Genomic DNA, 23,564 nt, shown 5'->3' on the forward strand with positions numbered 1-23,564 from the left:
ATCTTGTAAGAAAGCCTCGCTATAGCGGGGCTTTTTAGCATCTGTTGCAAAGTATTTCCAATTTTTCCCCTCCGACGCGCTTTGTTGCAAAACATCACCCTTATTAGCACTGTTTAGCAGTCTGTTTTGCCAATTTTCTGTTAAATCAGGTGGTTGCAAAATAATGCTGGAGCTACGGTGCAAAAGAATAAAAGTAAGTCGGTCACAAATTTTCTCCCTATCCGTTTTGGGTTGCTGTGTGTGGCGATTTTGGGATGTCTTGGATTTCTGCTGGCGAGGGTAGGTTGGCTGCAAATCGTCTCTCCGGATAATCTGGTTAAACAAGAGGATATGCGTTCGCTGCGTGAAGAACCCATCGCCGTGATGCGCGGAACTATTAGCGATCGTGAAGGACGCCCGCTGGCGGTGAGCGTGCCGGTAAGCGCTATCTGGATAGATCCGCAGACCATGCTGGAAAAGGGCGGTGTCGGCTATGGTCCGCGCTGGCAGGCAATGGCGGAAGCGTTGCATATCGATCTTATTGAACTCTCTCATCGGGTGCAGTCGCATCCGCATGCTCGCTTTCTTTATCTGGCGCGCCAGGTGAATCCGGAACAGGCCGACTGGATCGATAAATTGCACCTGCCGGGCGTTTATTTGCGCGATGAGTCCCGCCGTTTCTATCCCGCCGGGCACGTCGCGGCGAACCTGCTGGGCTTTACCAATGTAGATAATCAGGGCATCGAAGGGGTTGAGAAAAGCTTTAACAAACAGCTAATGGGAACGCCCGGGCGCCGGCTGGTGCGTAAAGACCGTCACGGCCATGTGATCGAGAATATCACCGAGCAGGCCGCCGTTCCGGCGCATAATCTGCAGCTTAGTATTGACGAGCGCCTGCAAACGGTCACGGAGGATGCGCTGGATAATGCCGTGCGTTGGAACAAGGCGGAATCAGGCGCGGCGGTGTTGATCAAGATTGATACCGGCGAAATCCTGTCGATGGCCAGCTACCCGGATTTTAACCCTAATAACCGCGACAGCGCCCAGCTCGATGATTTTCGAAATCGCGCTATCAGCGATACCTTTGAGCCGGGTTCAACGGTTAAACCGCTGGTGATTATGACCGCGCTGCAGCAGGGGATTGTGCAGCCGGATAGCGTAGTCGATACCCATCCCTTTACGCTTGATGGCCATCGCATTCGCGACGTGGGTTATTATCCCGAGCTGACGCTCACCGGTATTCTGCAAAAGTCGAGCGATACCGGGGTTTCGCACCTCTCGCTGGCGATGCCGGTGCAGCATCTTATTGATACTTACAAGGCCTTTGGCTTTGGCGACCCGACCGGGCTTGGCTTGACCGGTGAAAGCTCCGGGCTGATGCCGCATCGTCGCTATTGGGGCGAGCTGGATCGTGCCACCTTCGCCTTTGGCTATGGACTGATGGTTACGCCGCTACAGCTGGCGCATGTCTATGCGACGATCGGCGGTTACGGTATTGAGCGCCCGCTGTCGATAACCCGTATCGATCCGCCGGTTATCGGGACGCGAGTTATGCCGCAAGAGATCGTCCATGAGGTTGAACATATGATGGAGAGCGTGGCGTTACCGGGGGGCGGCGGGACAAAAGCGGCGGTACGTGATTATCGTATCGCGGTAAAAACGGGTACGGCGAAGAAAATTGGCCCTGACGGTAAATACATCGATAAATACGTCGCCTATACCGCCGGCGTGGCGCCGGCCAGTCAGCCGAAGTATGCCTTGGTGGTGGTGATAAACGATCCCAGTAACGGCAAATACTACGGCGGGGCGGTATCTGCCCCGGTATTCAGTCAGATTATGGGCGACGTACTGCGTCTGGAAAACGTGATGCCCGACGGTATGCCGCAAGGCTCTGAGAATCTTATCGTCATGCATAACCGCGAGGATCTGCCTCCCGCGTTGTAACAGTGGTCTGCGAGGGCGAATAGCGCTACACTTTCGCCCTTTCAGCGCCACCGGAGTTATCATGTCTTACACCTGCCCACTATGCCACGCGCCGCTTAGCCGCAGCGCAAATAGCTATATTTGCCCGCAGCGGCACCAGTTCGATCTGGCAAAGGAAGGGTATGTCAATTTACTGCCGGTGCAGTTCAAACGTTCACGCGATCCGGGCGATAGCGCTGAGATGATGCAGGCGCGCCGCGCTTTCCTCGATGGCGGATATTATCAACCGCTGCGCGAGGCGATTTGCGGCTATCTGCGGACTTTCGCCCCGGGCGAGCTGCTGGATATCGGCTGCGGAGAGGGATACTACACGCATGCTTTCGCCGCCATTGCCGCACGCAGTTTCGGCCTCGATGTCTCAAAATCGGCGATCCGCGCCGCCGCTAAACGTTACCCACAGGTCGAATTCTGCGTGGCTTCCAGCCAACGGTTGCCTTTTGCCGATCAATCTCTGGATGCCGTCGTGCGTATTTATGCGCCCTGTAACGCCGATGAACTGGCGCGTGTAGTAAAAGCAGGCGGTTGGGTGATTACCGCCACCCCTGGGCCGCGCCATCTGATGGAACTGAAAGGGCTAATCTACGATGAAGTTCGTCTGCATGAACAGAACCGGGAAGCGATGCCGGGCTTTACGCTGCGTCATGAGCAGCAGTTAGCTTATCCGATGCAGTTGAGCGGCGCGCAGGCGGAAGCATTACTACAGATGACGCCGTTTGCATGGCGAGCGAAACCGGAAGTCAGGGAGTCGTTACGCCAGCAGGAAATCTTTGGCTGCCAGACCGATTTCATGATTCACTGCTGGCAGCGCGAGGGGTAAGGGCTACGGCGCGAAATGGCCCCACAGAATCTGCGCGCCGATACCGATTAGCACGATACCGCCAAGAATTTCGGCCCGTTTGCCGAGCAGCGGGCCGATAAAGCGGCCAACCATAATTCCCAGCGTTGACATGGTAAAGGTGGCGCAGCCGATAGCCAGCGCGGTGGCGATAATATTGACCTGCAGGAAAGCAAGCCCCACGCCAACGGCCATCGCGTCAAGACTGGTAGCGAATGCGGTGGTCACTAGCAGCCAGAAGCCGTGGCGACGCGGCGCTTCACATTCATCGTCATCGCCGCCGCGAAAACCTTCAATGACCATACGCCCGCCGAGAAACACCAGCAGCACGAACGCGATCCAGTGGTTCCATTCCAGCACAAACTGGCTGGCCAACATGCCCAGGCCCCAGCCGACCAGCGGCGTCAGGGTTTCGATCGCGCCGAATATAAGACCGGTGCGTAGCGCTTCGGAGAACTTAGGTTTATGCAGGGTGGCGCCTTTACCGATAGAAGCGGCAAACGCGTCCATCGACATACCAAAGGCAAGAAGGATAGTGGCAGAAATATTCATGAGCGTGTCCTGACCGGGGAATATCCATATGACACATCGCTGCCCCCAGTAAATATACGCGGAGCTTGAGCATAACGTACAGCAGTGATGTATCTATGGTCTCGCCTGATTGAACGACCGCTCAACCCGTACGTGCCACGTTTTGCAACGAGTATGTTGACACGTACATTTTCCACTTGCGGAAAATCGGCTACTCCCCAACGACGGGCGCAACCTTAACATATTTTTAGAAGATAAAACAATCACAGAAAAATAATATTAGCAACAATAAATGATAACGATTTTCATTTAAAATATTAAGTGAAGGATTGGTTAAATAATATAACGGGGTGAGGGGAGTAAATATAGCCATGGCTATATATTCCGACAGCAATGAATGGCGGAAATATAGCGCAGGCTATATCTATAACTCATTGACTGGTAACGAGTAGTTTGTATATTTTTTCCAGATCGTCGATATTTCGTACGCGGATAAGCAGGCGCCGCTGCTCTAATTGCATCACCAGTACGCCGTCTTCCGACAAATTCATTGCTTTAATGCGCGGATATTCAATCCACACGTTGGCAAAGAAAAAACCGCTCTTTTTGAACAGAATTCGCGGCGTACGGATCCAGAACAGATATAACCCCATTAATGCCAGCGCAGATAATAACCAGGTGGTGATTATTTCGCCGTGGCTGGCAATATTGTTGTAGATGAGAATCGCCGTCAGGCCGACGAAAATCATCCCGTCGACGCGTCCACGACGCAGCAGGGGGATTGACAGCAGGGTGGGGCCATTGCGGCGCGGCATGATGAATTGGTCGTAGATAGCGAAAGCCACCAGGGCGACGATAAACAGAATGAGCACCAGCTCCGTGATTGCCATTGATCCTCCAGGCAGCGTGGACCTGCGTACAGGTACACGTTTTTACGCTAAAAAAAAGCCGGGGACAAAGCTGCCCCCGGCCTACTACGTGACGATTATTGACCCAGCAGGCCGACCGCATAGCCGGCGATACCGATGACGAAGAAGCCAACGATGATCCACAGCGGATTGACTTTCTTACGCAGCAGCCACATACAAGCGAAGGTCAGCAGCAGCGGCACCAGTCCCGGCATCAGCTGGTCAAGGATGGTCTGCACGGTGGTCACACGAGTCTGGCCATCCTGACCGGTGATAGTGGAAACCACCAGGGGAATATTGACATGCGTCCATTTGTTAACCAGGGCCCCCATGACAAACAGGCCGAGGATTGATGCCCCCTCGGTCAGTTTCTGCAGGAAGCCGCCGCCCATATCCTTAACGATGTCCACGCCTTTCCGATAGCCGTATGCTACGCCGTAGTAGCGGGTCAGCAGACGCACGGCATTGAACAGGATGAAGAACAGTAGCGGACCAAGCAGGCTACCGCTCATCGCGATACCGGCGCCGAGCGCGGCGAATACCGGACGCACGGTACCCCAGAAGATCGGGTCGCCGACGCCTGCCAGCGGCCCCATCAAACCGACTTTGATACCGTTGATCGCGCCATCGTCGATTTCCGCGCCGTTAGCACGCTGTTCTTCCATCGCTAGCGTTACGCCGAGTACCGGCGCCGCGACGTATGGATGGGTGTTGAAGAACTCAAGGTGACGCTTAATAGCCTGCTTACGCGCATCGTTGTTCTCCGGGTACAGGCGACGGATTGCCGGAACCATAGAGAAGCAGAAGCCCAGCGCCTGCATACGTTCGAAGTTCCATGAACCCTGGAACAGGTTAGAACGAATGAACACGCCACGAATATCACTCTGAGTGAGTTTTTTCTCGGTGGTATTTTTAGTCATATCAACCATTTCGCTCACCTGTTAGTCCAGTTCGTTATCGAGATCGTTGTTACCAGCCGCCTGAGCCGGGGCACCCGCTACGCGGTTATATTTCGGGCTCAGCTGAATGTAGAGAATGGCCATGACGGCACCAATCACACCCAGCGCAACCAGGTTGAAATTGGTGAAGGCCGCGGTGACGAAACCGAGATAGAAGAATGGCATCAGGTAGCCCGCGCGCATCATGTTGATGACCATCGCGTAACCGACGACGACGATCATGCCGCCTGCGATATTCAGACCGCCAGTCACCACTTCCGGAATGGCGTTCAGCAGACCCTGAACTTCGCTGGTGCCGACAGAGATGGCTACGATAACCGCCGGGATGGCGATACGCATCGCCTGCAGGAACAGCGAGGAAACGTGCAGCCAGGAGATGGCCGTCAGGTTACCGTTTTCAGCGGCTTTATCCGCCGCGTGCTGGAAGGCAACGGTAATGGTACGAACGATAATGGTCAGAACCTGGCCTGCCGCCGCCAGCGGGATAGCCAGCGCGATACCGGCGCCAATGCTTTGGTGGCCAGCGATAACCAGTACGGTAGAAATAATGGATGCCAGCGCGGCATCAGGCGCAACCGCCGCACCGATGTTCATCCAGCCGAGGGCGATCATTTCCAGCGTACCGCCGATGATGATACCGGTTTTCATGTCACCGAGAACGGCGCCGATTAACGTACAGGCGACCAGAGGACGGTGGAACTGAAATTCATCAAGTACCGACTCCATACCCGCAATACACGCGACGATGAACACCAGCACAATCTGAAGAAGGGTAATCTCCATTGTACTTCTCCTGTTGATAAAGTCTTAAAGTGAAAATTGGCTCACGAGCGCCGGGTTATTTATCCACCTTGGCGATCAAATCCATCATTTTCAGTTTCTGGTCGGTGGAAACTTTGCGCGCTTCCAGTTCAATACCGCGGGCATTCAGTTTTTTGAATGCTTCGATATCGGTTTCATCGACCGAAATCGCGTTATTCACCTGCGTTTTACCCTGACGGAAAGCCATACCGCCAATGTTGACGCTGGTAATTTTCACGCCGCCTTCAACAATACGTTCAACGTCCGTTGGGTTAGTGAACAGCAGCATGACGCGCTCGCCGGCGTATTTCGGGTTGTTGTAGACGCGAATCATTTTCGCGACATCAACAACGTGAGCGGTCACGCCCGGAGGAGCCACCTGGGTCAGCAGCGTTTTACGCACCGTATCGGCGGCAACTTCATCACTGACCACGATAATGCGGGTGACGTTGGTCTCTTTGGTCCAGCGGGTCGCAACCTGGCCGTGGATAAGACGGTCATCGATACGCGCCAGGCCAATCACCATGTAATCATTTGGCCCCATCGGTTTAGCGGGTGCCGCCGCTTTCGGCGCTGCGGCCTGTACCGGCGCCGCTTTTTCAACCGGTTTGGCTTTCAGCGCTTTCACGCCTTCGCTACCGGTTTCCACCGCCAGCGCCACCAGCTCATCAAACGACGGATCGTCATCGCGGGCCATGAAGGTTTCAACCAGCATCGGGACGTTGACGCCAGCGATCACTTCATAGTTTTCTTTATCAACAACAATGCGGCTTGCCGCGTTGAATGGACTACCGCCCCACGTATCGACGAGGAACAGCACGCCTTTTGTGGTATCCAGTTTTGCCAGCTGTGCATTGTACTTTTCGATTAGCGTTTCGGCATTTTCGCCGGGAACGAAATCGATCCAGCCAACGTTTTCCTGCTCGCCCAACAGCATTTCTGCGGTTTTCAGCAGTTGTTCTGCAGCCCAACCATGTGTGCCTATTACAATAGCAATCGTCACTTGCTACCTCCGTTATTATGGTGAATGCATCATCTGGTCTGATACATCCTGAATCACTCTTGTGGAAAAATCGATTCAGTAAGGGTGTAAGATCTAAATTAATTACTACCGCGAATTATTTTAGATAGTGAAAAAATAATTAATGTGATGGAGCTCCGTAAATTACGCTTCAATAATCAATAATTTCGCAGCGCAAAAAATAGCCTTAGCTATTGCAAAGACAGGTAAATTTTTGCCAATTCTGCGCTATATTTTGCTATGTTTAGCTTCCGTTTAATTACTCAGGAGTATAGGGCATAGCCCGCCGTATGGACCGTCATCGACGTCTTTTCACCCTCAGGCACTCGTCTGCCGCCTCAACCACACACGCTTTTTTACCAGCAACTATTGTTTCGCCGGTGCTTGACATCGCGATGACTACCGCTGTCGTTAACGGGAGCCGCTCATGGAATTCTTAATGGATCCCACCATCTGGGCTGGCCTGCTGACGTTGGTAGTCCTCGAAATTGTTCTGGGTATCGATAACCTGGTCTTTATCGCCATCCTTGCCGATAAACTGCCGCCAAAACAGCGTGATAAGGCTCGTATCATCGGCCTGTCGCTGGCGCTGATTATGCGCCTGGGACTGCTCTCGGTTATCTCGTGGATGGTCACGTTGACCAAGCCTTTGATAAGCATAGGCGATTTTTCGTTCTCCGGGCGCGATCTGATCATGCTGGTCGGCGGTATCTTCCTGCTATTCAAGGCGACGACAGAACTTCATGAACGACTGGAAAACCGCCAGCATGATGCCGGTCACGGCAAAGGCTATGCCAGCTTCTGGGTGGTAGTGCTACAAATTGTAGTGCTGGATGCCGTCTTCTCGCTTGATGCGGTGATTACCGCCGTCGGCATGGTGAACCATTTGCCGGTGATGATGGCTGCGGTCGTTATTGCGATGATCCTGATGCTGCTGGCCTCGAAGCCGTTAACCCGCTTCGTGAACCAACATCCGACGGTTGTCGTGCTGTGTCTGAGCTTCCTGCTGATGATTGGTCTGAGTCTGGTGGCTGAAGGCTTTGGCTTCCATATTCCGAAGGGCTACCTGTACGCGGCAATCGGCTTCTCGATTACCATTGAGTTCTTTAACCAGGTGGCGCGGCGTAACTTTATCCGCCACCAGTCGACGTTGCCGCTGCGCGCGCGTACCGCTGATGCGATTCTGCGCCTGATGGGCGGTCGCAAACAGGCGGCTGTCGCGCACGATAGCGATAGCCCGGCGGCAGTGCCGGTGCCGGAAGGCGCGTTTGCTGAAGAAGAACGCTATATGATTAACGGCGTGCTGACCTTGGCGCAGCGCTCATTGCGCAGCATCATGACCCCGCGAGGCGAAATTAGCTGGGTGGATGCTGAGCAGAGCGAAGAAGAAATTCGTCGCCAGCTGCTTTCGTCTCCGCACAGCATGTTCCCGGTTTGCCGCGGCGAGCTTGATGAAATCATCGGTATCGTACGCGCCAAAGAGATGCTGGTGGCGCTGGAAGCGGGCGAGAACGTTGCCGCAATGGCTTCCGCTTCTCCGGCGATTGTGGTGCCGGAAACGCTGGACCCGATCAACCTGCTGGGCGTGCTGCGCCGGGCGCGCGGTAGCTTTGTCATCGTCACCAACGAATTTGGCGTGGTGCAGGGGCTGGTGACGCCGCTGGACGTCCTGGAAGCGATCGCCGGTGAGTTCCCGGATGCCGATGAAACGCCGGAAATTGTGCTGGATGGCGAGGGTTGGCTCATCAAAGGTTCAACCGACCTCCATGCGCTACAGCAGGCGCTGGGGCTGGACGACCTGGTCAACGAAGACGATGATATCGCGACCGTTGCCGGGTTGGTTATCTCCGCGAACGGTCATATCCCGCGGGTAGGCGATGTTGTCGAACTGCCGCCGCTGCAGTTCACCATCATTGAAGCGAATGATTACCGCGTCGATCTGGTACGGGTTATTAAAACCGTCCACGATAACGACGAAGAAGAGTAATGCCGAACCCGCCGGGCTAAACCTGGCCGGCGGGTTGTTTTTTACTCCCAGTCGCCGCCAGACGGTGCTTCTCTTCCGCCAGCCAGCGCGGAAAATCCTCTACCGGTAACGGGCGGGCATAATAATATCCCTGTAGTAAATCCACGCCGTGGCTGCGCATGTAAATCTTCTGCTCCTGAGTTTCAACCCCTTCGGCAATGGTGACGATTTTGAGCCGGTGCGCCAGGGCGATAATCATATCGGTCACCGTCGCGTTGACGCCGTCAATACCAATGGCGCCGGTATAAGATTTATCAATTTTCAGTACATCCGGGCGGAGTTTTTCCAGCCAGGACAAAGAACTGTTGCCGGTGCCGAAGTCATCAATGGCCAGCTGGACGCCTTTAAAATGCAGGTGCTCCGCCATGTGATGATCGCCCTCACGCAGGACATCGCGTTCAGTCAGCTCGACCACCAACTGCTGTACCGGATTAGCGCTGAACCAATAGGTGTGCAGATCGCGCAGCAGCTCGCCGTTGCTGAAATGACGCGCCGCCACGTTAATACCAATATGAAAATTGGCATCCTGCGGGAAATAATGCAGCCGACGGGCGGTTTCAGCGATGACGTAGCGGGTGAGGGGGACTATCAGGTTGTAGCCTTCAGCAATAGGGATAAAAACATCCGGCGAGATATTTCCGCGGCGCGGATTGTTCCAGCGCAGCAAAATTTCCACGCCGCAACATTCCTGAGTACGTAAATCCTGCAGCGGCTGGCACCATACCTCGAACTCGTGGGCGGCGATACCCAGGGTTATTTCGCGCGAGAAAGTCATTCGTCCTGCGGTCGTCAGCCAGGCGATACCGGTCATCAACAGGCTGAACATCAGCGCCAGCGGTAATTCAGCGGGCAGCTCTTCTAAGGCCACCGCGGAGGCTCCCGGGCCGCTGATGTTGATGGTAAAGGGGAACTGGCTGGAACTTTGCCGGTAAATTATCGGCAGACCCGGCAACTGATGACTTTCGACGACGCCGACATCGCTGAGAAAACTCTTGTTGCCGACCGTGAGGCTGATGTCGCTTATGAGCGATGATTTTTCTTTGAGAATCAATTCGCCAAGCAGCTCGATATTGATAATTAACAACGCGCCGTCGGCGCCGCTCACGGAGGAGGGATACCACTGGATCAGTACCGGCGTGCCTTTGAGCAGCGAGTTATCGGTTGAAAAGGCCAGCAGCGGCTTTACCGTCGGCAGCGTGGGCTGTAGCTGATGAATGGCCACATGGCGCGGGCCAAAAATGCTGGAGCAGTAGGCCATCCCGGACTGAACAAGGATGATTGAGCGTACGGTCTGCAGAGTGGCCGCGGTTTTACGCAGCTCAAGATGCACATCCTGACAGGGTTTGCCGACCATACTCAGCAGGGTAGCGTGTTTTGCCGCCAGCGGCTGCAGGATATTGTCCATCGCGATCACCATATTGCGGGTCACCGTCTGGATGCGCTGTTGATTTTGGCTACGCTGTGAAATAAATCGGATTGTCAGGGTGACTGCAAGCGTCAGAAATGCAACGGCCAGGCACACCAGAATGCGCTTGCGGCGGTACGTCGAAATGACCTTCTGTGCATTTTGCATGCGAGGCGCCCTGTCGGCTAAATAGAGGAATAAGAGTAACAGCCGGCTTAAAGCAAGTGTAGTGGGTAAGATAAGTTGGTGGGAGAAAAAGAAAAATGCGCCCGGAAAGGGCGCATTTCACAGACGTGTTTTAGTCACACTGGACTTTGATCGCCAGGCCGCCGCGAGAGGTTTCGCGATATTTGGCGTTCATGTCTTTACCCGTTTCGTACATGGTCTCGATAACTTTATCGAGAGAGACGCGCGGTTCGCTGGTGCGGCGCATCGCCATACGCGCGGCGTTAATCGCCTTCACGGAGGCGATAGCGTTTCGCTCGATGCACGGCACCTGAACCTGGCCGGCGACCGGGTCGCAGGTCAGGCCGAGGTTATGTTCCATGCCGATCTCCGCCGCCACGCAAACCTGCTCCGGGCTGGCGCCGAGCAGTTCAGCCAGCCCCGCCGCCGCCATTGAACAGGCCACGCCGACTTCGCCCTGACAGCCGACTTCGGCGCCGGAAATGGACGCGTTCATCTTGTACAGCGCGCCAATCGCGCCGGAGGCCATAAAGTAGCGAATATAGATATCCGGGCTGACGGATTCGATAAAGTGATCGTAGTAGGCGAGCACTGCCGGAACGATACCACAGGCGCCGTTGGTCGGCGCGGTAACGACGCGGCCGCCTGCGGCGTTCTCTTCATTGACCGCCAGCGCGAACATGTTCACCCAGTCGACAACATTCATCGGGTCGTTAGACAGTTTATCGCTGGCGACCAGCAGACGACGCAGCGCCGAAGCGCGTCGCGGCACGCGCAGCGGCCCCGGCAGCACGCCTTCGGTGTTCATGCCGCGATCGATACAGGCGCGCATGGTTTGCCAGACGTTTTCGAAATAGGCTTCGATCTCTTGCTTGCTGTGCAGCGCCAGTTCGTTTTGCATCACCATGCCGGAGAGCGACAGACCGGTTTCTTTGCAGTAGCCCAGCATTTCCTGCGCCGATTTAAACGGATACGGAACCTGCAGTTCGCTCGCGTCTTCTTTGCCGAAATGCTCTTCGTCGACGATAAAACCGCCGCCGATTGAATAGTAAGTCTTGCTGTAAATTTCTTTCTCGCCGGCCCACGCATGGATAGTCATGCCGTTTTCGTGCAGCGGCAGGTTGTCGCTACGAAAACGCATGCCGTCATCCGCCGGGAAGTCGACTTCGTGTTGCCCGTTTGCCAGCAGCAGACGGCCGCGGGTTTCTACGTCGCGGATAAATGCCGGGATCGCGTCAATATCGACCGTCGCAGGCAGATTGCCCGCCAGTCCCATGATAATGGCGATGTCCGTATGGTGGCCTTTGCCGGTTAATGAAAGCGACCCATAGACGTCAACGGCGACGCGCGTCACTTCATTAAGCAATCCCTTTTCGACCAGGTCATCGACGAACTGTTTACCGGCCTTCATCGGCCCTACAGTATGGGAAGATGAGGGACCAATCCCCACCTTGAACATGTCGAATATACTAATCACGATAACACTCCTGACAGGGTTACCGCGGTTGCGGTAACGATGTAATAACTGCGCATAGTGTAAGAGGGAACCGGGTTGTCAGCTTAACTATTCACATGAATTAAACTAATGGATAACCTTGGTTTTACTAATAGTGCGAGCGGCTTCTCATTACTTATTATAGCTAAGGACGGGTGCCGATTTGCAGCGCCAGCTCGCGAATAATGCCGGCGGTCATTCCCCAGACAAAATAATGTTGGTACCACGATAGCCAGACGCGATGTGAATTACCGCGCCGATGGATGTCCAACGGGTGGTAGCGACCCAGGCGCAGCGCTTCTTCAAGCGGCATTTCAAACACCGCAGACACCTCGTCCTGACTGGCATGATAGTGCAGGTTCGGGGGGATTATGCCGACAACCGGCGTCACCTGAAAGCCGGTGACGCTGTCGACCGGCGGCAGCACGCCGATCACTTCAACGGCTTCCGGCGGGATCGCCACTTCTTCCTGCGCCTCGCGCAGCGCGGCGGCGATTAACGTTGCGTCGGTGTTATCAACTGCGCCGCCGGGGAAGGCGACCTGGCCCGCGTGCTTGCGCAGCAGCGGCGAACGCTGGGTCAGCAACAGTCCCGGCTGCGGGCGACGGACAATCGGCACCAGTACCGCCGCCTGGCGCTGGTTCAGCGACTGCGGCGAGGGCTGCGGGCGCAGCAGCTGAAAACGGGAAAGAAAGTCGTCCAGGTCGAGGGCGTTAGCCGCCATGTTCTAGCTCTCCAGTTGATGCAGAATACGGTTAACTTTATCAAAAGTTTCCTGATATTCCGCTGCCTCTTCGCTGTCCGCCACGATACCGCCGCCCGCGGAACAGTACAGCTGACCCTGCCAGGCGGTGATCGTACGGATAGTAATACTGGTATCCATATTGCCGCACAGACTGAGATAACCAATGCTGCCGCACCATGCGTTGCGTCGCTGCGGTTCAAGTTCATCGATAATCTCCATAGCGCGAACTTTTGGCGCGCCGGTAATAGAGCCGCCAGGGAAGGCCGCGCGCAGCAGATCGCTGGCATCAAGCGTAGCAGGCAATCGTGCGGTGATGGTGCTCACCAGGTGATGCACCGCCGGGAAAGGTTCAACCACAAACAGTTCCGGTACGCGCACGCTGCCCGGCACGGCGACGCGGCCGATATCATTGCGCATCAGATCGACAATCATCAGGTTTTCTGCGCGATCTTTCGGTGAGTGGGCAAGCGTTACCGCCTGGCGCGCATCTTCTTGCGGAGAGTCGAGTCGCGGCAGCGTGCCTTTAATGGGGCGCGTCTGGATGTCGCCCTGATGCAATTGAATAAATCGCTCCGGAGACAGGCTTAAAATCGCCCCTTCCGCCAGGCGAATGAAGGCGCTGAACGGCGCGCGGTTAACGGCATTAAGCTTACAAAATGCCTGCCATTCGTCGCCGCGATAGCGGGCCTGGAAACGCTGCGCCAGGTTGACCTGATAACAGTCGCCGCTGCGCAGATACGCCTGCACCTGGCGGAATTTTTCGCCGTACTGCTGACGGCTCATATTTGATTGCCAACTGGAGGTCAGGGAGAAAGATTCAGCCGGCTGGCGCGTTTGCGATTCCAGCCACTGCAGGCGCTGTTGCGGATTGTCGTAGCTCAGTAGCGATACCTGCTGACGTTGATGATCGACGATCAGCGCCCAGTCATAAATGCCGACCGCCATCTCCGGCAGGGCTATATCAGCCTGCGCTTGCGCGGGAAGACGTTCAAAGCGGCGGCCAAGATCGTAGCCGAATAACCCCAACGCGCCGCCGAGAAACGGCAGGTTTTCATCGGCCTGCGGCGTTAACTGACAGCGATCCAACTGCTGTTGCAGCAGCTGCAGCGGATCGTCCTGGGAGACAAATTCGCCTTCACCGTCGTTGACCCAGGTTTGCTCGCCGCGGGTAACCAGCGTCGCGCGCGGTTCGGCGACGATAATATCGAAACGGCTATACGGATGGTCGGCAAAGCCGGAGTGCAGCAGCATCGCCCACGGCATCGCGCTTAACGGCGCGAAATAGCGTTCGGCGGCATCCGCACGCCAGGGCAGGGTAATAATAGCGGGGGACAACATTAACCTCGATCCTAATGTGCCGCCCACTGGCGAAATGGCGGACGGCGTGAAATAATTACGCCCCACAATGTAGCAGGAGTGAGTGATGTTTGCAGGTTTACCTTCGCTGAGCCATGAGCAACAGCAAAAAGCGGTCGAACGTATTCAGGAATTGATGGCGCAGGGGATGAGCAGCGGCCAGGCAATCGCCCTGGTGGCCGATGAACTGCGCGCCACGCATACCGGCGACCGGATAGTAGCGCGCTTCGAAGATGACGAAGAAGACGAGTAACTACGCCGCGGCGATGATTTTAATCTCAACTTTATACTGCGGCTTCATCAGGGTCGCCTGTACGGTACAGCGCACCGGCGCGTGACCGGCAACCACCCAGGCGTCCCAGGCTTTATTCATCGCCGCAAAATCATCTTTATTGGCCAGGAAAATGGTGGCATCAAGAATACGTGACTTATTGCTGCCCTGTTTTTCCAGCACCGCGTCAATTTGCGCCAGGGTGTTGGCGGTCTGTTCAAACGCGTCGGCGTCGAGGTTTTCCGGCACCCCGGTGTAGTAAATGGTTTGGTTGTGAATGACCACATCAGACCAGCGGGCTTCGGCATCAATACGCGTAATTGTCATTTATCTTTCCTCGTTGTTCTATCCATTTGGCTGCGGCAAGACTGCCATAATGTTCCGTCCGCGTCACTACCCGGGCTGGCGAAACGCCGTCCTCCCTGACATAATCACTGTCCAAATAACCAGGGGGCAACGTGATCGACGATTTTGCAGCAGACGGCCAGCTGGCCATGGCGATACCGGGATTTAAGCCGCGCGAGCCGCAGCGCCAGATGGCGGTAGCGGTGAGTGAGGCCATTGAAGCCTCCCGGCCGCTGGTGGTGGAAGCAGGGACCGGCACCGGTAAAACCTACGCGTATCTGGCGCCCGCGCTGCGTGCGAAGAAAAAGGTGATCATCTCCACGGGTTCGAAAGCGCTGCAGGATCAGCTCTACAGCCGCGATCTACCGACCGTTGCTAAAGCGCTTAAATTCACTGGCAAACTGGCGTTGTTAAAAGGGCGCTCAAACTACCTGTGCCTTGAACGCCTTGAGCAGCAGGCGCTGGCGGGCGGCGATCTGCCGGTACAAACGTTAAGTGACGTTATTCTTCTGCGCTCCTGGTCTAATCAGACGCAGGATGGCGATATCAGCACCTGCGCCAGCGTCGCCGAAGATTCTCAGGCCTGGCCGCTGGTCACCAGCACCAACGATAACTGTCTCGGCAGCGACTGCCCGTTATACAAAGATTGTTTTGTGGTTAAAGCGCGTAAGAAGGCGATGGATGCTGACGTGGTGGTGGTCAACCATCACCTGTTTCTTGCCGATATGGTGGTAAAAGAGAGCGGCTTTGCCGAACTGATCCCCGAAGCGGAAGTGATGATCTTCGATGAAGCCCATCAGTTGCCGGATATCGCCAGCCAGTATTTTGGCCAGTCGCTCTCCAGCCGCCAGCTGCTGGATTTGGCCAAAGACATTACCATTGCCTACCGTACCGAACTGAAAGATACCCAACAGCTGCAAAAATGCGCCGATCGTCTGGCGCAAAGCGCGCAGGATTTTCGGCTGCAGTTGGGCGATCCGGGCTATCGCGGCAACCTGCGCGAACTGCTGGCGGATAGCCACATTCAGCGCGCGCTGCTGCTGCTCGATGACGCGCTTGAACTGTGTTACGACGTCGCCAAACTCTCCCTTGGCCGTTCGGCGCTGCTCGACGCCGCCTTTGAGCGCGCGACGCTCTACCGCGGCCGCCTGAAGCGGCTCAAGGAGATCAATCAGCCTGGCTATAGCTACTGGTATGAATGCACGTCGCGTCATTTTACCCTCGCCTTGACGCCGTTAACGGTGGCAGAGAAGTTTAAAGAGGTAATGGCGCAAAAATCGGGGAGCTGGATCTTTACCTCGGCGACGCTGTCGGTGAATGACGATCTCCACCACTTTACCGCTCGTCTCGGCATTGATGACGCGCAGACGCTGCTGTTGCCCAGCCCATTTGATTATCAGCATCAGGCGCTGCTCTGCGTACCGCGTAACCTACCGCTACCGAATCAGCCTGGCGCTGCCCGTCATCTGGCGGCAATGTTGAAACCCTTGATTGAGGCCAACGATGGACGCTGCTTCATGCTCTGCACCTCGCATGCCATGATGCGCGATCTGGCTGAGCAGTTCCGCGCCACCATGACGCTGCCGGTACTGCTGCAGGGAGAGACCAGCAAAGGCCAACTGCTGCAGCAGTTTGTTAGCGCCGGCAATGCGCTATTAGTGGCGACCAGTAGCTTCTGGGAAGGAGTTGACGTGCGCGGTGACGCGCTGTCGCTGGTGATTATCGATAAGCTGCCGTTTACCTCGCCGGACGATCCGCTGCTCAAAGCGCGAATGGAAGACTGCCGCCTGCGCGGCGGCGACCCGTTCGATGAAGTTCAGTTGCCGGATGCCGTCATTACCCTCAAACAAGGCGTGGGTCGCCTGATCCGCGATATTGACGATCGCGGCGTTCTGGTTATCTGTGACAACCGGCTGGTGATGCGCCCCTATGGCGCCGTGTTCCTGGCCAGCCTGCCACCCGCGCCGCGGACCCGTGATATCCGCCGGGCGGTACGCTTTCTCGCCGTGCCGCCGGCAAGGTAATCCGTCGCAAAATGTGGTAAGCTGCGCGCCATTTTGTTAATCAGCTATCCCCAATGGATTTCGGGCGGTGCGGCGGCGGTGAGTCCGTCAGCCGATGAATTTACCGCCCTAAAACCTGGATTATGTAACGAGAGCGTGACCACCCATGCGAATTTTGGCTATCGATACCGCCACGGAGGCGTGCTCCGCGGCGCTGTGGAATGATGGCGCCCTGAGCGCCCATTTTGAAATTTGTCCCCGCGAACACACCCAACGTATCCTGCCTCTGGTGCAGGAGGTCCTCACTGAAAGCGGCACTACGCTGAATGAACTTGACGCGCTGGCCTTTGGCCGCGGTCCGGGCAGCTTTACCGGCGTACGTATTGGTATCGGCATTGCGCAAGGACTGGCGCTGGGCGCTGAGCTGCCGATGATCGGCGTCTCTACGCTGGCGACGATGGCGCAGGGCGCGTGGCGCAAAACCGGCGCTACTCGCGTGCTGGCGGCCATCGACGCGCGTATGGGAGAAGTGTACTGGGCTGAGTATCAGCGCGACGAAAATGGCGTCTGGCACGGTGAAGAAACTGAAGCGGTTCTCAAACCGGCTGCGGTTGCCGAACGCCTGGCGCTGCTTTCTGGCGAATGGGCTACCGTCGGCACCGGCTGGCAGGCGTGGCCGGATCTGGCGAAAGAGAGCGGGCTGATTTTAAGCAGCGGCGAGATTGAACTGCCGGCGGCTGAAGATATGCTGCCGCTGGCCATTCATCTGTTGGCGGCAGGAAAAACCGTGGCCGTTGAGCATGCGGAACCAGTTTATTTGCGAAACGAAGTGGCGTGGAAGAAACTTCCTGGCCGCGAGTGAATCTCAGTAGAGAGAAGACTGAGAGAAGGAGTCGCATCATGGCGGGTCAAAAACAGGGCGTCCGTTGGCTGTTAGCCGCGGCGGTTGCCGTTGCGCTAAGCGGTTGCGTGTCGGTGCCGGATGTTATTAAAGGCACCAGCCCTACGCCACAGCAGGATTTAGTGCGGGTGATGAACGCGCCGCAGCTGTATATCGGCCAGGAAGCGCGTTTTGGCGGTAAGGTCGTCAACGTGCAGAATCAGCAGGGGAAAACCCGCTTAGAAATTGCCACCGTACCGCTGGATAGCGGCGCGCGGCCGGAACTGGGCGAACCTTCACGCGGCCGTATCCTCGCCGACGTGAGCGGTTTCCTTGACCCGGTCGATTTCCGCGGCCAGCTGGTAACCGTGGTTGGGCCGATTAGCGGCGTTGTCGACGGTAAAGTTGGCGCAACGCCGTATAAATTCATGTTGATGAATGCCACCGGCTATAAACGCTGGAACGTGGTGCAGCAGGTGGTGATGCCGCCGCAGCCCATTGACCCGTGGATGCTCGGCCCGCGCCCATGGGGCTACGGATACGGCGGCTGGAGTTGGTATAACCCGGGCCCGGCTGAGGTCAGAAACGTCGTAACGGAATGATTTTGTTGTTTTTATAATGGAATAGAAACAGCGGCTAGCCCGCTGTTTCGTGTTTTTTAGTCTCATAAGAAAAATAAATAGTGACGCGCTTCGCAACCTGAAAAACGCCTAATTAATAAACTGGTACGCTGAGTTAATATAATGTTAACAAAATGTTTGTTGATCAGGGGCTGTGATGACGACGAATAACTATTTCAGAGGTGAAGCAGTGAAAAAGGTTTGGCTAAACCGTTATCCCGCCGATGTTCCGGCGGAGATAAATCCTGACCGCTATCAATCCCTGGTTGAATTGTTTGAGCACGCCACTACCCGTTATGCCGATCAGCCGGCATTTATCAACATGGGCGAGGTGATGACCTACCGTAAGCTGGAAGAGCGCAGCCGCGCTTTCGCCGCTTATCTCCAGCAAGGATTAGGGCTACAGAAGGGCGATCGCGTCGCGCTGATGATGCCTAACCTGCTGCAATATCCGGTGGCGCTGTTTGGGATCCTGCGTGCCGGAATGATTGCCGTCAACGTTAACCCGCTGTATACCCCGCGCGAACTGGAGCACCAGCTCAATGACAGCGGCGCGGCGGCGATTGTGATCGTTTCCAACTTCGCACATACCCTGGAGAAAGTAGTCGATAAAACCCAGGTAAAACACGTCATCCTGACGCGGATGGGCGATCAGCTCTCCACCGCTAAAGGAACGTTGGTCAACTTCGTGGTGAAGTACATTAAGCGGCTGGTGCCAAAATATCATCTGCCGGACGCCATCTCATTTCGTAGCGCCCTGCAGCATGGCTACCGTATGCAGTACGTGAAGCCGGAAATCGTCGCGGACGATCTTGCCTTCCTGCAGTACACCGGCGGTACCACCGGCGTGGCGAAAGGGGCGATGCTGACTCACCGCAATATGCTGGCTAACCTCGAACAGGTGAATGCGACCTACGGTCCGCTACTGCACCGTGGTAAAGAGCTGGTGGTGACCGCGCTGCCGCTGTACCACATCTTCGCCTTGACCATGAACTGCCTGCTGTTTATTGAACTCGGCGGGCAGAACCTGTTGATTACCAATCCGCGCGATATTCCGGGCCTGGTAAAAGAGCTGGCAAAATATCGGTTCACCGCGATGACCGGGGTGAATACCTTGTTTAACGCGCTATTGAACAATAAAGAGTTCCAGCAGCTTGATTTCTCTTCGTTGCATCTTTCCGCCGGCGGCGGCATGCCGGTGCAGCAGGTGGTGGCGGAGCGCTGGGTGAAACTGACCGGCCAGTATCTGCTGGAGGGCTATGGCCTGACTGAGTGCTCGCCGCTGGTGAGCGTCAACCCGCATGATATCGACTACCACAGCGGCAGCATCGGCCTGCCGGTGCCGTCGACCGAAGCCAAGCTGGTCGATGACGATGATAATGAAGTCGCGCCGGGCGAGCCGGGTGAGCTCTGCATCAAAGGGCCGCAGGTGATGCTGGGCTACTGGCAGCGTCCGGATGCCACCGATGAAATCATTAAAGATGGCTGGCTGCATACCGGCGATATTGCGGTGATGGATGATGAAGGCTTCCTGCGCATCGTCGATCGCAAAAAAGATATGATTCTGGTCTCCGGTTTTAACGTCTATCCGAATGAAATTGAGGATGTGGTCATGCAGCATTCCGGCGTGCAGGAAGTGGCCGCCGTCGGCGTACCGTCCGGCAGTAGCGGCGAAGCGGTAAAAATTTTCGTGGTGAAGAAAGATGCTGCGTTAACCGAAGAAGCGCTGATTACTTTCTGCCGTCGCCATTTGACCGGCTACAAAGTACCGAAGCTGGTGGAGTTCCGTGACGAGCTACCGAAATCCAACGTCGGAAAAATTTTACGACGAGAACTGCGTGACGAAGCCCGTGCTAAAGTAGACAATAAAGGCTAAGTAACGAGTGAGTCGCCAGGCGCCGGCGAAGCCGGCGTCAAGATTACTGACAAAGAAGGAAAAAGCGTGGTTTTTCCTTCTTTGTGGTTATCAGCCGAAAATCAATAAATTGATTTTCCTTGTTATTTGTCTGGTGCAATCTGCAAGCCCAACGATTGCATGAGGTTTGTCATTAATCTCGCGCCGGCTAAGCCGGCGTTTTTTATGGGCGCAAGTTAAGAGAGTATGATTTGAACTATCAGATGATCACCACCGACGATGGCCTGCGCGCTATCTGTGAAGCGGCAAGCTCGGCACCCGCGGTTGCGCTGGATACCGAGTTTGTTCGCACCCGCACCTACTACCCGCAGCTTGGTTTGCTGCAGCTGTTCGACGGCAAACAGGTTTCTCTGATCGATCCGTTGACCATCAACGACTGGGCGCCGATGCGCGAGCTGCTGCTCAACCAGGATGTCACCAAATACCTGCATGCGGGCAGCGAAGATTTAGAAGTCTTCCTCAACGCGTTCAACCTGATGCCGCAGCCGCTTATCGACACCCAGATTCTGGCCGCCTTCTGCGGGCGCCCGATGTCGTGGGGCTTCGCTTCAATGGTTGAAGAGTATTCCGGCGTTGCGCTGGACAAAAGCGAATCACGCACCGATTGGCTGGCCCGTCCGTTGACCGAGCGTCAGTGCGAATATGCGGCCGCCGATGTCTGGTATCTGTTGCCGATAGCCAGCAAATTAATGGCGGAAACCGACCACGCGGGCTGGCTGCCGGCCGCGTTAAACGAGTGCCACCTGATGCAGCAGCGTCGTCAGGAAGTCCTTGACCCGGCGGATGCGTGGCGGGAAATCGGTAACGCCTGGCAACTGCGTACGCGTCAGCTGGGCTGCCTGCAGTTGCTGGCGGAGTGGCGTCTGCGCAAAGCGCGCGAGCGTAACCTGGCGGTGAACTTTGTGGTACGCGAAGAGCATCTATGGAGCGTGGCGCGCTATATGCCGACCAGCCTCGGCGAACTTGATAGCCTCGGTTTATCCGGGAGCGAAATTCGCTTCCATGGTAAGACGCTGATTAGCCTGGTTGAGAAAGCGCAGGCCTTGCCGGAATCGGCGCTGCCTGAGCCGCTGCAAAACCTGATCGATATGCCGGGGTACCGCAAAGCCTTTAAAGATATTAAAGCGCTGGTACAGGAAGTGAGCGCCGAGAAGGGGGTGAGCGCCGAACTGCTGGCGTCGCGCCGCCAGATCAACCAACTGCTGAACTGGCACTGGCAGCTGAAAACGAAAAACGGCGAGCCAGAGCTGGTTTCAGGCTGGCGTGGTGAATTGATGGCCGATCGTCTGAAAGCGCTGCTCAACGACTATCCTCGCTAGCGCCGGGCGCTATTCAGGCCATAAAAAACCGGCCGCGCGTGGCGTGGCCGGTTTTTTTAATCCTACGGCGAGATGCCGTTAATAAGACAACAGGGTCAGGGTTTCGACTCTTCAGCTTCTGGCAGGGTCACGTTCAGCTCGAGAATCGAAATATCACCATCGCGCTGTTCCAGCTGTACGCTGACCATCTCAGGATCTATCTGTACGTATTTACAGATGACCTCCAGGATATCTTTGCGCAGCTGCGGCAGGTAATGTGGCTCCGCGTCGCCGCGGCGGCGCTCCGCGACGATGATTTGCAGGCGTTCTTTCGCAATGTTAGCCGTGTTCTTTTTTCGCGAGAGAAAAAAGTCGAGTAATGCCATAATTTATCCTCCGAACAGGCGTTTGAGGAAACCTTTCTTCTCTTCTTCTATGAAGCGGAAAGGACGTTCTTCTCCGAGCAGACGATCCACAGTATCCGCATAGGCTTTACCCGCATCTGAAACGGTATCCAGAATGACCGGCTCGCCCTGGTTCGATGCGCGCAGCACGGACTGATCTTCCGGAATCACGCCCACCAGATTGATGCGCAGAATTTCCAGCACGTCTTCCATGCTCAGCATGTCGCCTTTGTTCACGCGGCCTGGGTTGTAGCGCGTCAGCAGCAGGTGCTCTTTGATCGGCTCGTCGCCATTTTCCGCGCGGCGGGATTTGGAGGCCAGAATGCCAAGGATACGGTCGGAGTCGCGCACGGAGGAGACTTCCGGGTTAGTGGTGATGATGGCTTCGTCAGCGAAGTACAGCGCCATCAGCGCGCCGGTTTCGATGCCCGCAGGGGAGTCGCAGACAATAAAATCGAAATCCATCTTTTTCAGTTCTTCAAGAACTTTATCTACGCCTTCGCGGGTCAGCGCGTCTTTATCACGGGTCTGAGAAGCCGGAAGGATATAGAGATTTTCAGTACGCTTATCTTTGATTAGCGCCTGATTAAGAGTGGCATCGCCCTGGATAACGTTGACGAAGTCATAAACCACCCGACGCTCGCATCCCATAATCAGGTCGAGGTTACGCAGGCCGATATCGAAGTCGATAACGACAGTTTTCTTTCCCTTCTGGGCCAAACCAGTAGCGATGGCCGCGCTGGAGGTGGTCTTACCAACGCCCCCTTTACCCGAAGTCACAACAATAATGCGTGCCATAGAAATTCCTTGTTAAAAAGGGATTAATTGAACGGTTGAATTGTCAAAGCGCCGTCGCCTAAACGCAGGCGTGCCGCTTTGCCATAAAATTCAGCTGGGATGTTATCGCTCAGCCAATATTCCCCTGCGATGGACACCAGTTCCGCCGCGAGGTTAGTACAAAATATTTGGGCATCTCTGTCGCCGCTTGCGCCAGCGAGCGCACGTCCCCGCATCATGCCATACACATGGATGTTACCATCAGCGATAAGTTCCGCGCCGGCACTCACATGGTTTGTAACAATTAGATCACAGTGTGGCGCATAAATGCGCTGACCGGAACGTACCGGCAGATCAATCAAACGCGTTTTTGTGATCGGCGTAGCAACTGGTGGCGGTGCGACGGGTTCCGGCGGCGGCGCCTGACGAACGATTTTCTCTTTTCCTTCCGTCAGTAGCGGGATCCCGGCGCGGTCGATTTCCGTTTTCAGGCGGGAAATTTTACACCCGCTCACGCCCATGATGCGTAAACCGGTGGCGACGATAGCTTCATGCATCGGGCGCCAGTCGACGCTCTCTTCAATAGTGCTGATGTTGACCACCACCGGCGCATGACGTAAAAAAGCGGGAGCCTGGGCGATTTTGTCTTCTAACGCCTGACGAATAACCTCGGGATTTGCATCGTGCAAATGAACGACAGATAAGGTGAAGCTACTGCCCTTAAGTTCGATTGGCGTATTTGACATCCTGGCCTTACTCAATTTGCTGTTTATCATCCGCCGAAGTGCGGTGATATTCCGAAGACTAAAAGGCATGTTATA

22 protein-coding genes and 1 riboswitch are annotated in these 23,564 nt (G+C 55.7%); of the genes, 9 read left to right on the forward strand and 13 right to left on the reverse strand.

Features of this window, described 5'->3' with window-relative positions; all coding sequences use genetic code 11:
* Positions 1–177: 177 nt before the first annotated feature.
* Positions 178–1,923, forward strand: coding sequence for a peptidoglycan glycosyltransferase FtsI (gene ftsI / locus ABLV17_RS07170; protein WP_213316883.1), 1,746 nt, complete (start codon positions 178–180; stop codon positions 1,921–1,923).
* Between the two features lie 61 nt (positions 1,924–1,984).
* Complete coding sequence (rlmA, locus tag ABLV17_RS07175; RefSeq protein WP_087860566.1) at positions 1,985–2,779, forward strand: 23S rRNA (guanine(745)-N(1))-methyltransferase; 795 nt, start codon at positions 1,985–1,987, stop codon at positions 2,777–2,779.
* 3 nt (positions 2,780–2,782) lie between these two features.
* Here the strand turns inward: rlmA and mntP are convergent, their stop codons facing one another.
* The 5 genes from mntP to manX form a co-directional block, all read right to left on the reverse strand.
* The gene (gene mntP / locus ABLV17_RS07180; RefSeq protein ID WP_015366036.1) at positions 2,783–3,349 is read right to left on the reverse strand and encodes a manganese efflux pump MntP; all 567 of its coding nucleotides are present in this window, start codon (positions 3,347–3,349) and stop codon (positions 2,783–2,785) included.
* Between the two features lie 62 nt (positions 3,350–3,411).
* Positions 3,412–3,560: riboswitch (yybP-ykoY riboswitch) on the reverse strand.
* Positions 3,561–3,759: 199 nt separating this feature from the next.
* Positions 3,760–4,218, reverse strand: a complete 459-nt coding sequence (locus tag ABLV17_RS07185; protein ID WP_015366037.1) for a DUF986 family protein — start codon at positions 4,216–4,218, stop codon at positions 3,760–3,762.
* A gap of 95 nt (positions 4,219–4,313) precedes the next feature.
* Positions 4,314–5,165 carry a PTS mannose transporter subunit IID gene (locus ABLV17_RS07190; RefSeq protein WP_015366038.1) on the reverse strand — a complete coding sequence of 284 codons (852 nt, stop codon included), beginning with the start codon at positions 5,163–5,165 and terminating at the stop codon, positions 4,314–4,316.
* A 12-nt stretch (positions 5,166–5,177) separates the two neighbouring features.
* Positions 5,178–5,978 carry a PTS mannose/fructose/sorbose transporter subunit IIC gene (locus ABLV17_RS07195; RefSeq protein ID WP_015366039.1) on the reverse strand — a complete coding sequence of 267 codons (801 nt, stop codon included), beginning with the start codon at positions 5,976–5,978 and terminating at the stop codon, positions 5,178–5,180.
* Positions 5,979–6,033: 55 nt separating this feature from the next.
* Positions 6,034–6,999 carry a PTS mannose transporter subunit IIAB gene (gene manX / locus ABLV17_RS07200; RefSeq protein WP_087860567.1) on the reverse strand — a complete coding sequence of 322 codons (966 nt, stop codon included), beginning with the start codon at positions 6,997–6,999 and terminating at the stop codon, positions 6,034–6,036.
* Positions 7,000–7,444: 445 nt separating this feature from the next.
* Between manX and yoaE the strand changes: the two genes are divergently transcribed.
* Positions 7,445–9,004 (forward strand): CNNM family cation transport protein YoaE, encoded by a 1,560-nt coding sequence (gene yoaE, locus ABLV17_RS07205; RefSeq protein WP_213794547.1) that lies wholly within the window; start codon positions 7,445–7,447, stop codon positions 9,002–9,004.
* A gap of 16 nt (positions 9,005–9,020) precedes the next feature.
* Here the strand turns inward: yoaE and ABLV17_RS07210 are convergent, their stop codons facing one another.
* The 4 genes from ABLV17_RS07210 to pabB form a co-directional block, all read right to left on the reverse strand.
* Positions 9,021–10,616, reverse strand: coding sequence for an EAL domain-containing protein (locus ABLV17_RS07210; protein WP_113373583.1), 1,596 nt, complete (start codon positions 10,614–10,616; stop codon positions 9,021–9,023).
* A gap of 130 nt (positions 10,617–10,746) precedes the next feature.
* Positions 10,747–12,111 carry an L-serine ammonia-lyase gene (gene sdaA, locus ABLV17_RS07215; RefSeq protein WP_015705929.1) on the reverse strand — a complete coding sequence of 455 codons (1,365 nt, stop codon included), beginning with the start codon at positions 12,109–12,111 and terminating at the stop codon, positions 10,747–10,749.
* A gap of 163 nt (positions 12,112–12,274) precedes the next feature.
* Positions 12,275–12,853, reverse strand: a complete 579-nt coding sequence (locus ABLV17_RS07220) for a CoA pyrophosphatase (RefSeq protein ID WP_087860569.1) — start codon at positions 12,851–12,853, stop codon at positions 12,275–12,277.
* A gap of 3 nt (positions 12,854–12,856) precedes the next feature.
* On the reverse strand, positions 12,857–14,212 hold the full coding sequence (gene pabB / locus ABLV17_RS07225) for an aminodeoxychorismate synthase component 1 (RefSeq protein WP_213794548.1): 1,356 nt from the start codon (positions 14,210–14,212) through the stop codon (positions 12,857–12,859).
* A gap of 85 nt (positions 14,213–14,297) precedes the next feature.
* Between pabB and ABLV17_RS07230 the strand changes: the two genes are divergently transcribed.
* Positions 14,298–14,483, forward strand: coding sequence for a YoaH family protein (locus ABLV17_RS07230; RefSeq protein ID WP_045376054.1), 186 nt, complete (start codon positions 14,298–14,300; stop codon positions 14,481–14,483).
* On the opposite strand, the gene ABLV17_RS07235 is transcribed toward ABLV17_RS07230, so the two are convergent.
* The gene (locus tag ABLV17_RS07235; protein WP_015366047.1) at positions 14,484–14,828 is read right to left on the reverse strand and encodes a RidA family protein; all 345 of its coding nucleotides are present in this window, start codon (positions 14,826–14,828) and stop codon (positions 14,484–14,486) included. It lies immediately after the preceding gene.
* 131 nt (positions 14,829–14,959) lie between these two features.
* Here ABLV17_RS07235 and ABLV17_RS07240 point away from each other — a divergent pair, with 131 nt between their 5' ends.
* The 5 genes from ABLV17_RS07240 to rnd all read left to right on the forward strand — a co-directional run bounded on the left by ABLV17_RS07240 (position 14,960) and on the right by rnd (position 21,583).
* Positions 14,960–16,870 carry an ATP-dependent DNA helicase gene (locus ABLV17_RS07240; RefSeq protein WP_087860571.1) on the forward strand — a complete coding sequence of 637 codons (1,911 nt, stop codon included), beginning with the start codon at positions 14,960–14,962 and terminating at the stop codon, positions 16,868–16,870.
* 145 nt (positions 16,871–17,015) lie between these two features.
* Positions 17,016–17,711, forward strand: coding sequence for a tRNA (adenosine(37)-N6)-threonylcarbamoyltransferase complex dimerization subunit type 1 TsaB (tsaB, locus tag ABLV17_RS07245; RefSeq protein ID WP_087860572.1), 696 nt, complete (start codon positions 17,016–17,018; stop codon positions 17,709–17,711).
* 38 nt (positions 17,712–17,749) lie between these two features.
* Entirely contained in the window at positions 17,750–18,331 is a 582-nt protein-coding gene (locus tag ABLV17_RS07250; protein WP_213794549.1) for a Slp family lipoprotein, read from the forward strand.
* Positions 18,332–18,539: 208 nt separating this feature from the next.
* Positions 18,540–20,225 carry a long-chain-fatty-acid--CoA ligase FadD gene (gene fadD, locus ABLV17_RS07255; RefSeq protein ID WP_213794574.1) on the forward strand — a complete coding sequence of 562 codons (1,686 nt, stop codon included), beginning with the start codon at positions 18,540–18,542 and terminating at the stop codon, positions 20,223–20,225.
* A gap of 242 nt (positions 20,226–20,467) precedes the next feature.
* Entirely contained in the window at positions 20,468–21,583 is a 1,116-nt protein-coding gene (rnd, locus tag ABLV17_RS07260) for a ribonuclease D (protein WP_213794575.1), read from the forward strand.
* Positions 21,584–21,678: 95 nt separating this feature from the next.
* On the opposite strand, the gene minE is transcribed toward rnd, so the two are convergent.
* From minE to minC, 3 genes are read right to left on the reverse strand one after another with little or no spacing between them, the layout of a single operon-like run.
* Positions 21,679–21,948 (reverse strand): cell division topological specificity factor MinE, encoded by a 270-nt coding sequence (minE, locus tag ABLV17_RS07265; protein ID WP_015366053.1) that lies wholly within the window; start codon positions 21,946–21,948, stop codon positions 21,679–21,681.
* A 3-nt stretch (positions 21,949–21,951) separates the two neighbouring features.
* Positions 21,952–22,764 carry a septum site-determining protein MinD gene (gene minD / locus ABLV17_RS07270; protein WP_015366054.1) on the reverse strand — a complete coding sequence of 271 codons (813 nt, stop codon included), beginning with the start codon at positions 22,762–22,764 and terminating at the stop codon, positions 21,952–21,954.
* A 23-nt stretch (positions 22,765–22,787) separates the two neighbouring features.
* Positions 22,788–23,489 carry a septum site-determining protein MinC gene (minC, locus tag ABLV17_RS07275; protein WP_213794576.1) on the reverse strand — a complete coding sequence of 234 codons (702 nt, stop codon included), beginning with the start codon at positions 23,487–23,489 and terminating at the stop codon, positions 22,788–22,790.
* Positions 23,490–23,564 lie beyond the last annotated feature (75 nt).

The sequence above is a fragment of the Klebsiella sp. CN_Kp091 genome (assembly GCF_040065095.1).
GTDB lineage: Bacteria > Pseudomonadota > Gammaproteobacteria > Enterobacterales > Enterobacteriaceae > Klebsiella > Klebsiella aerogenes.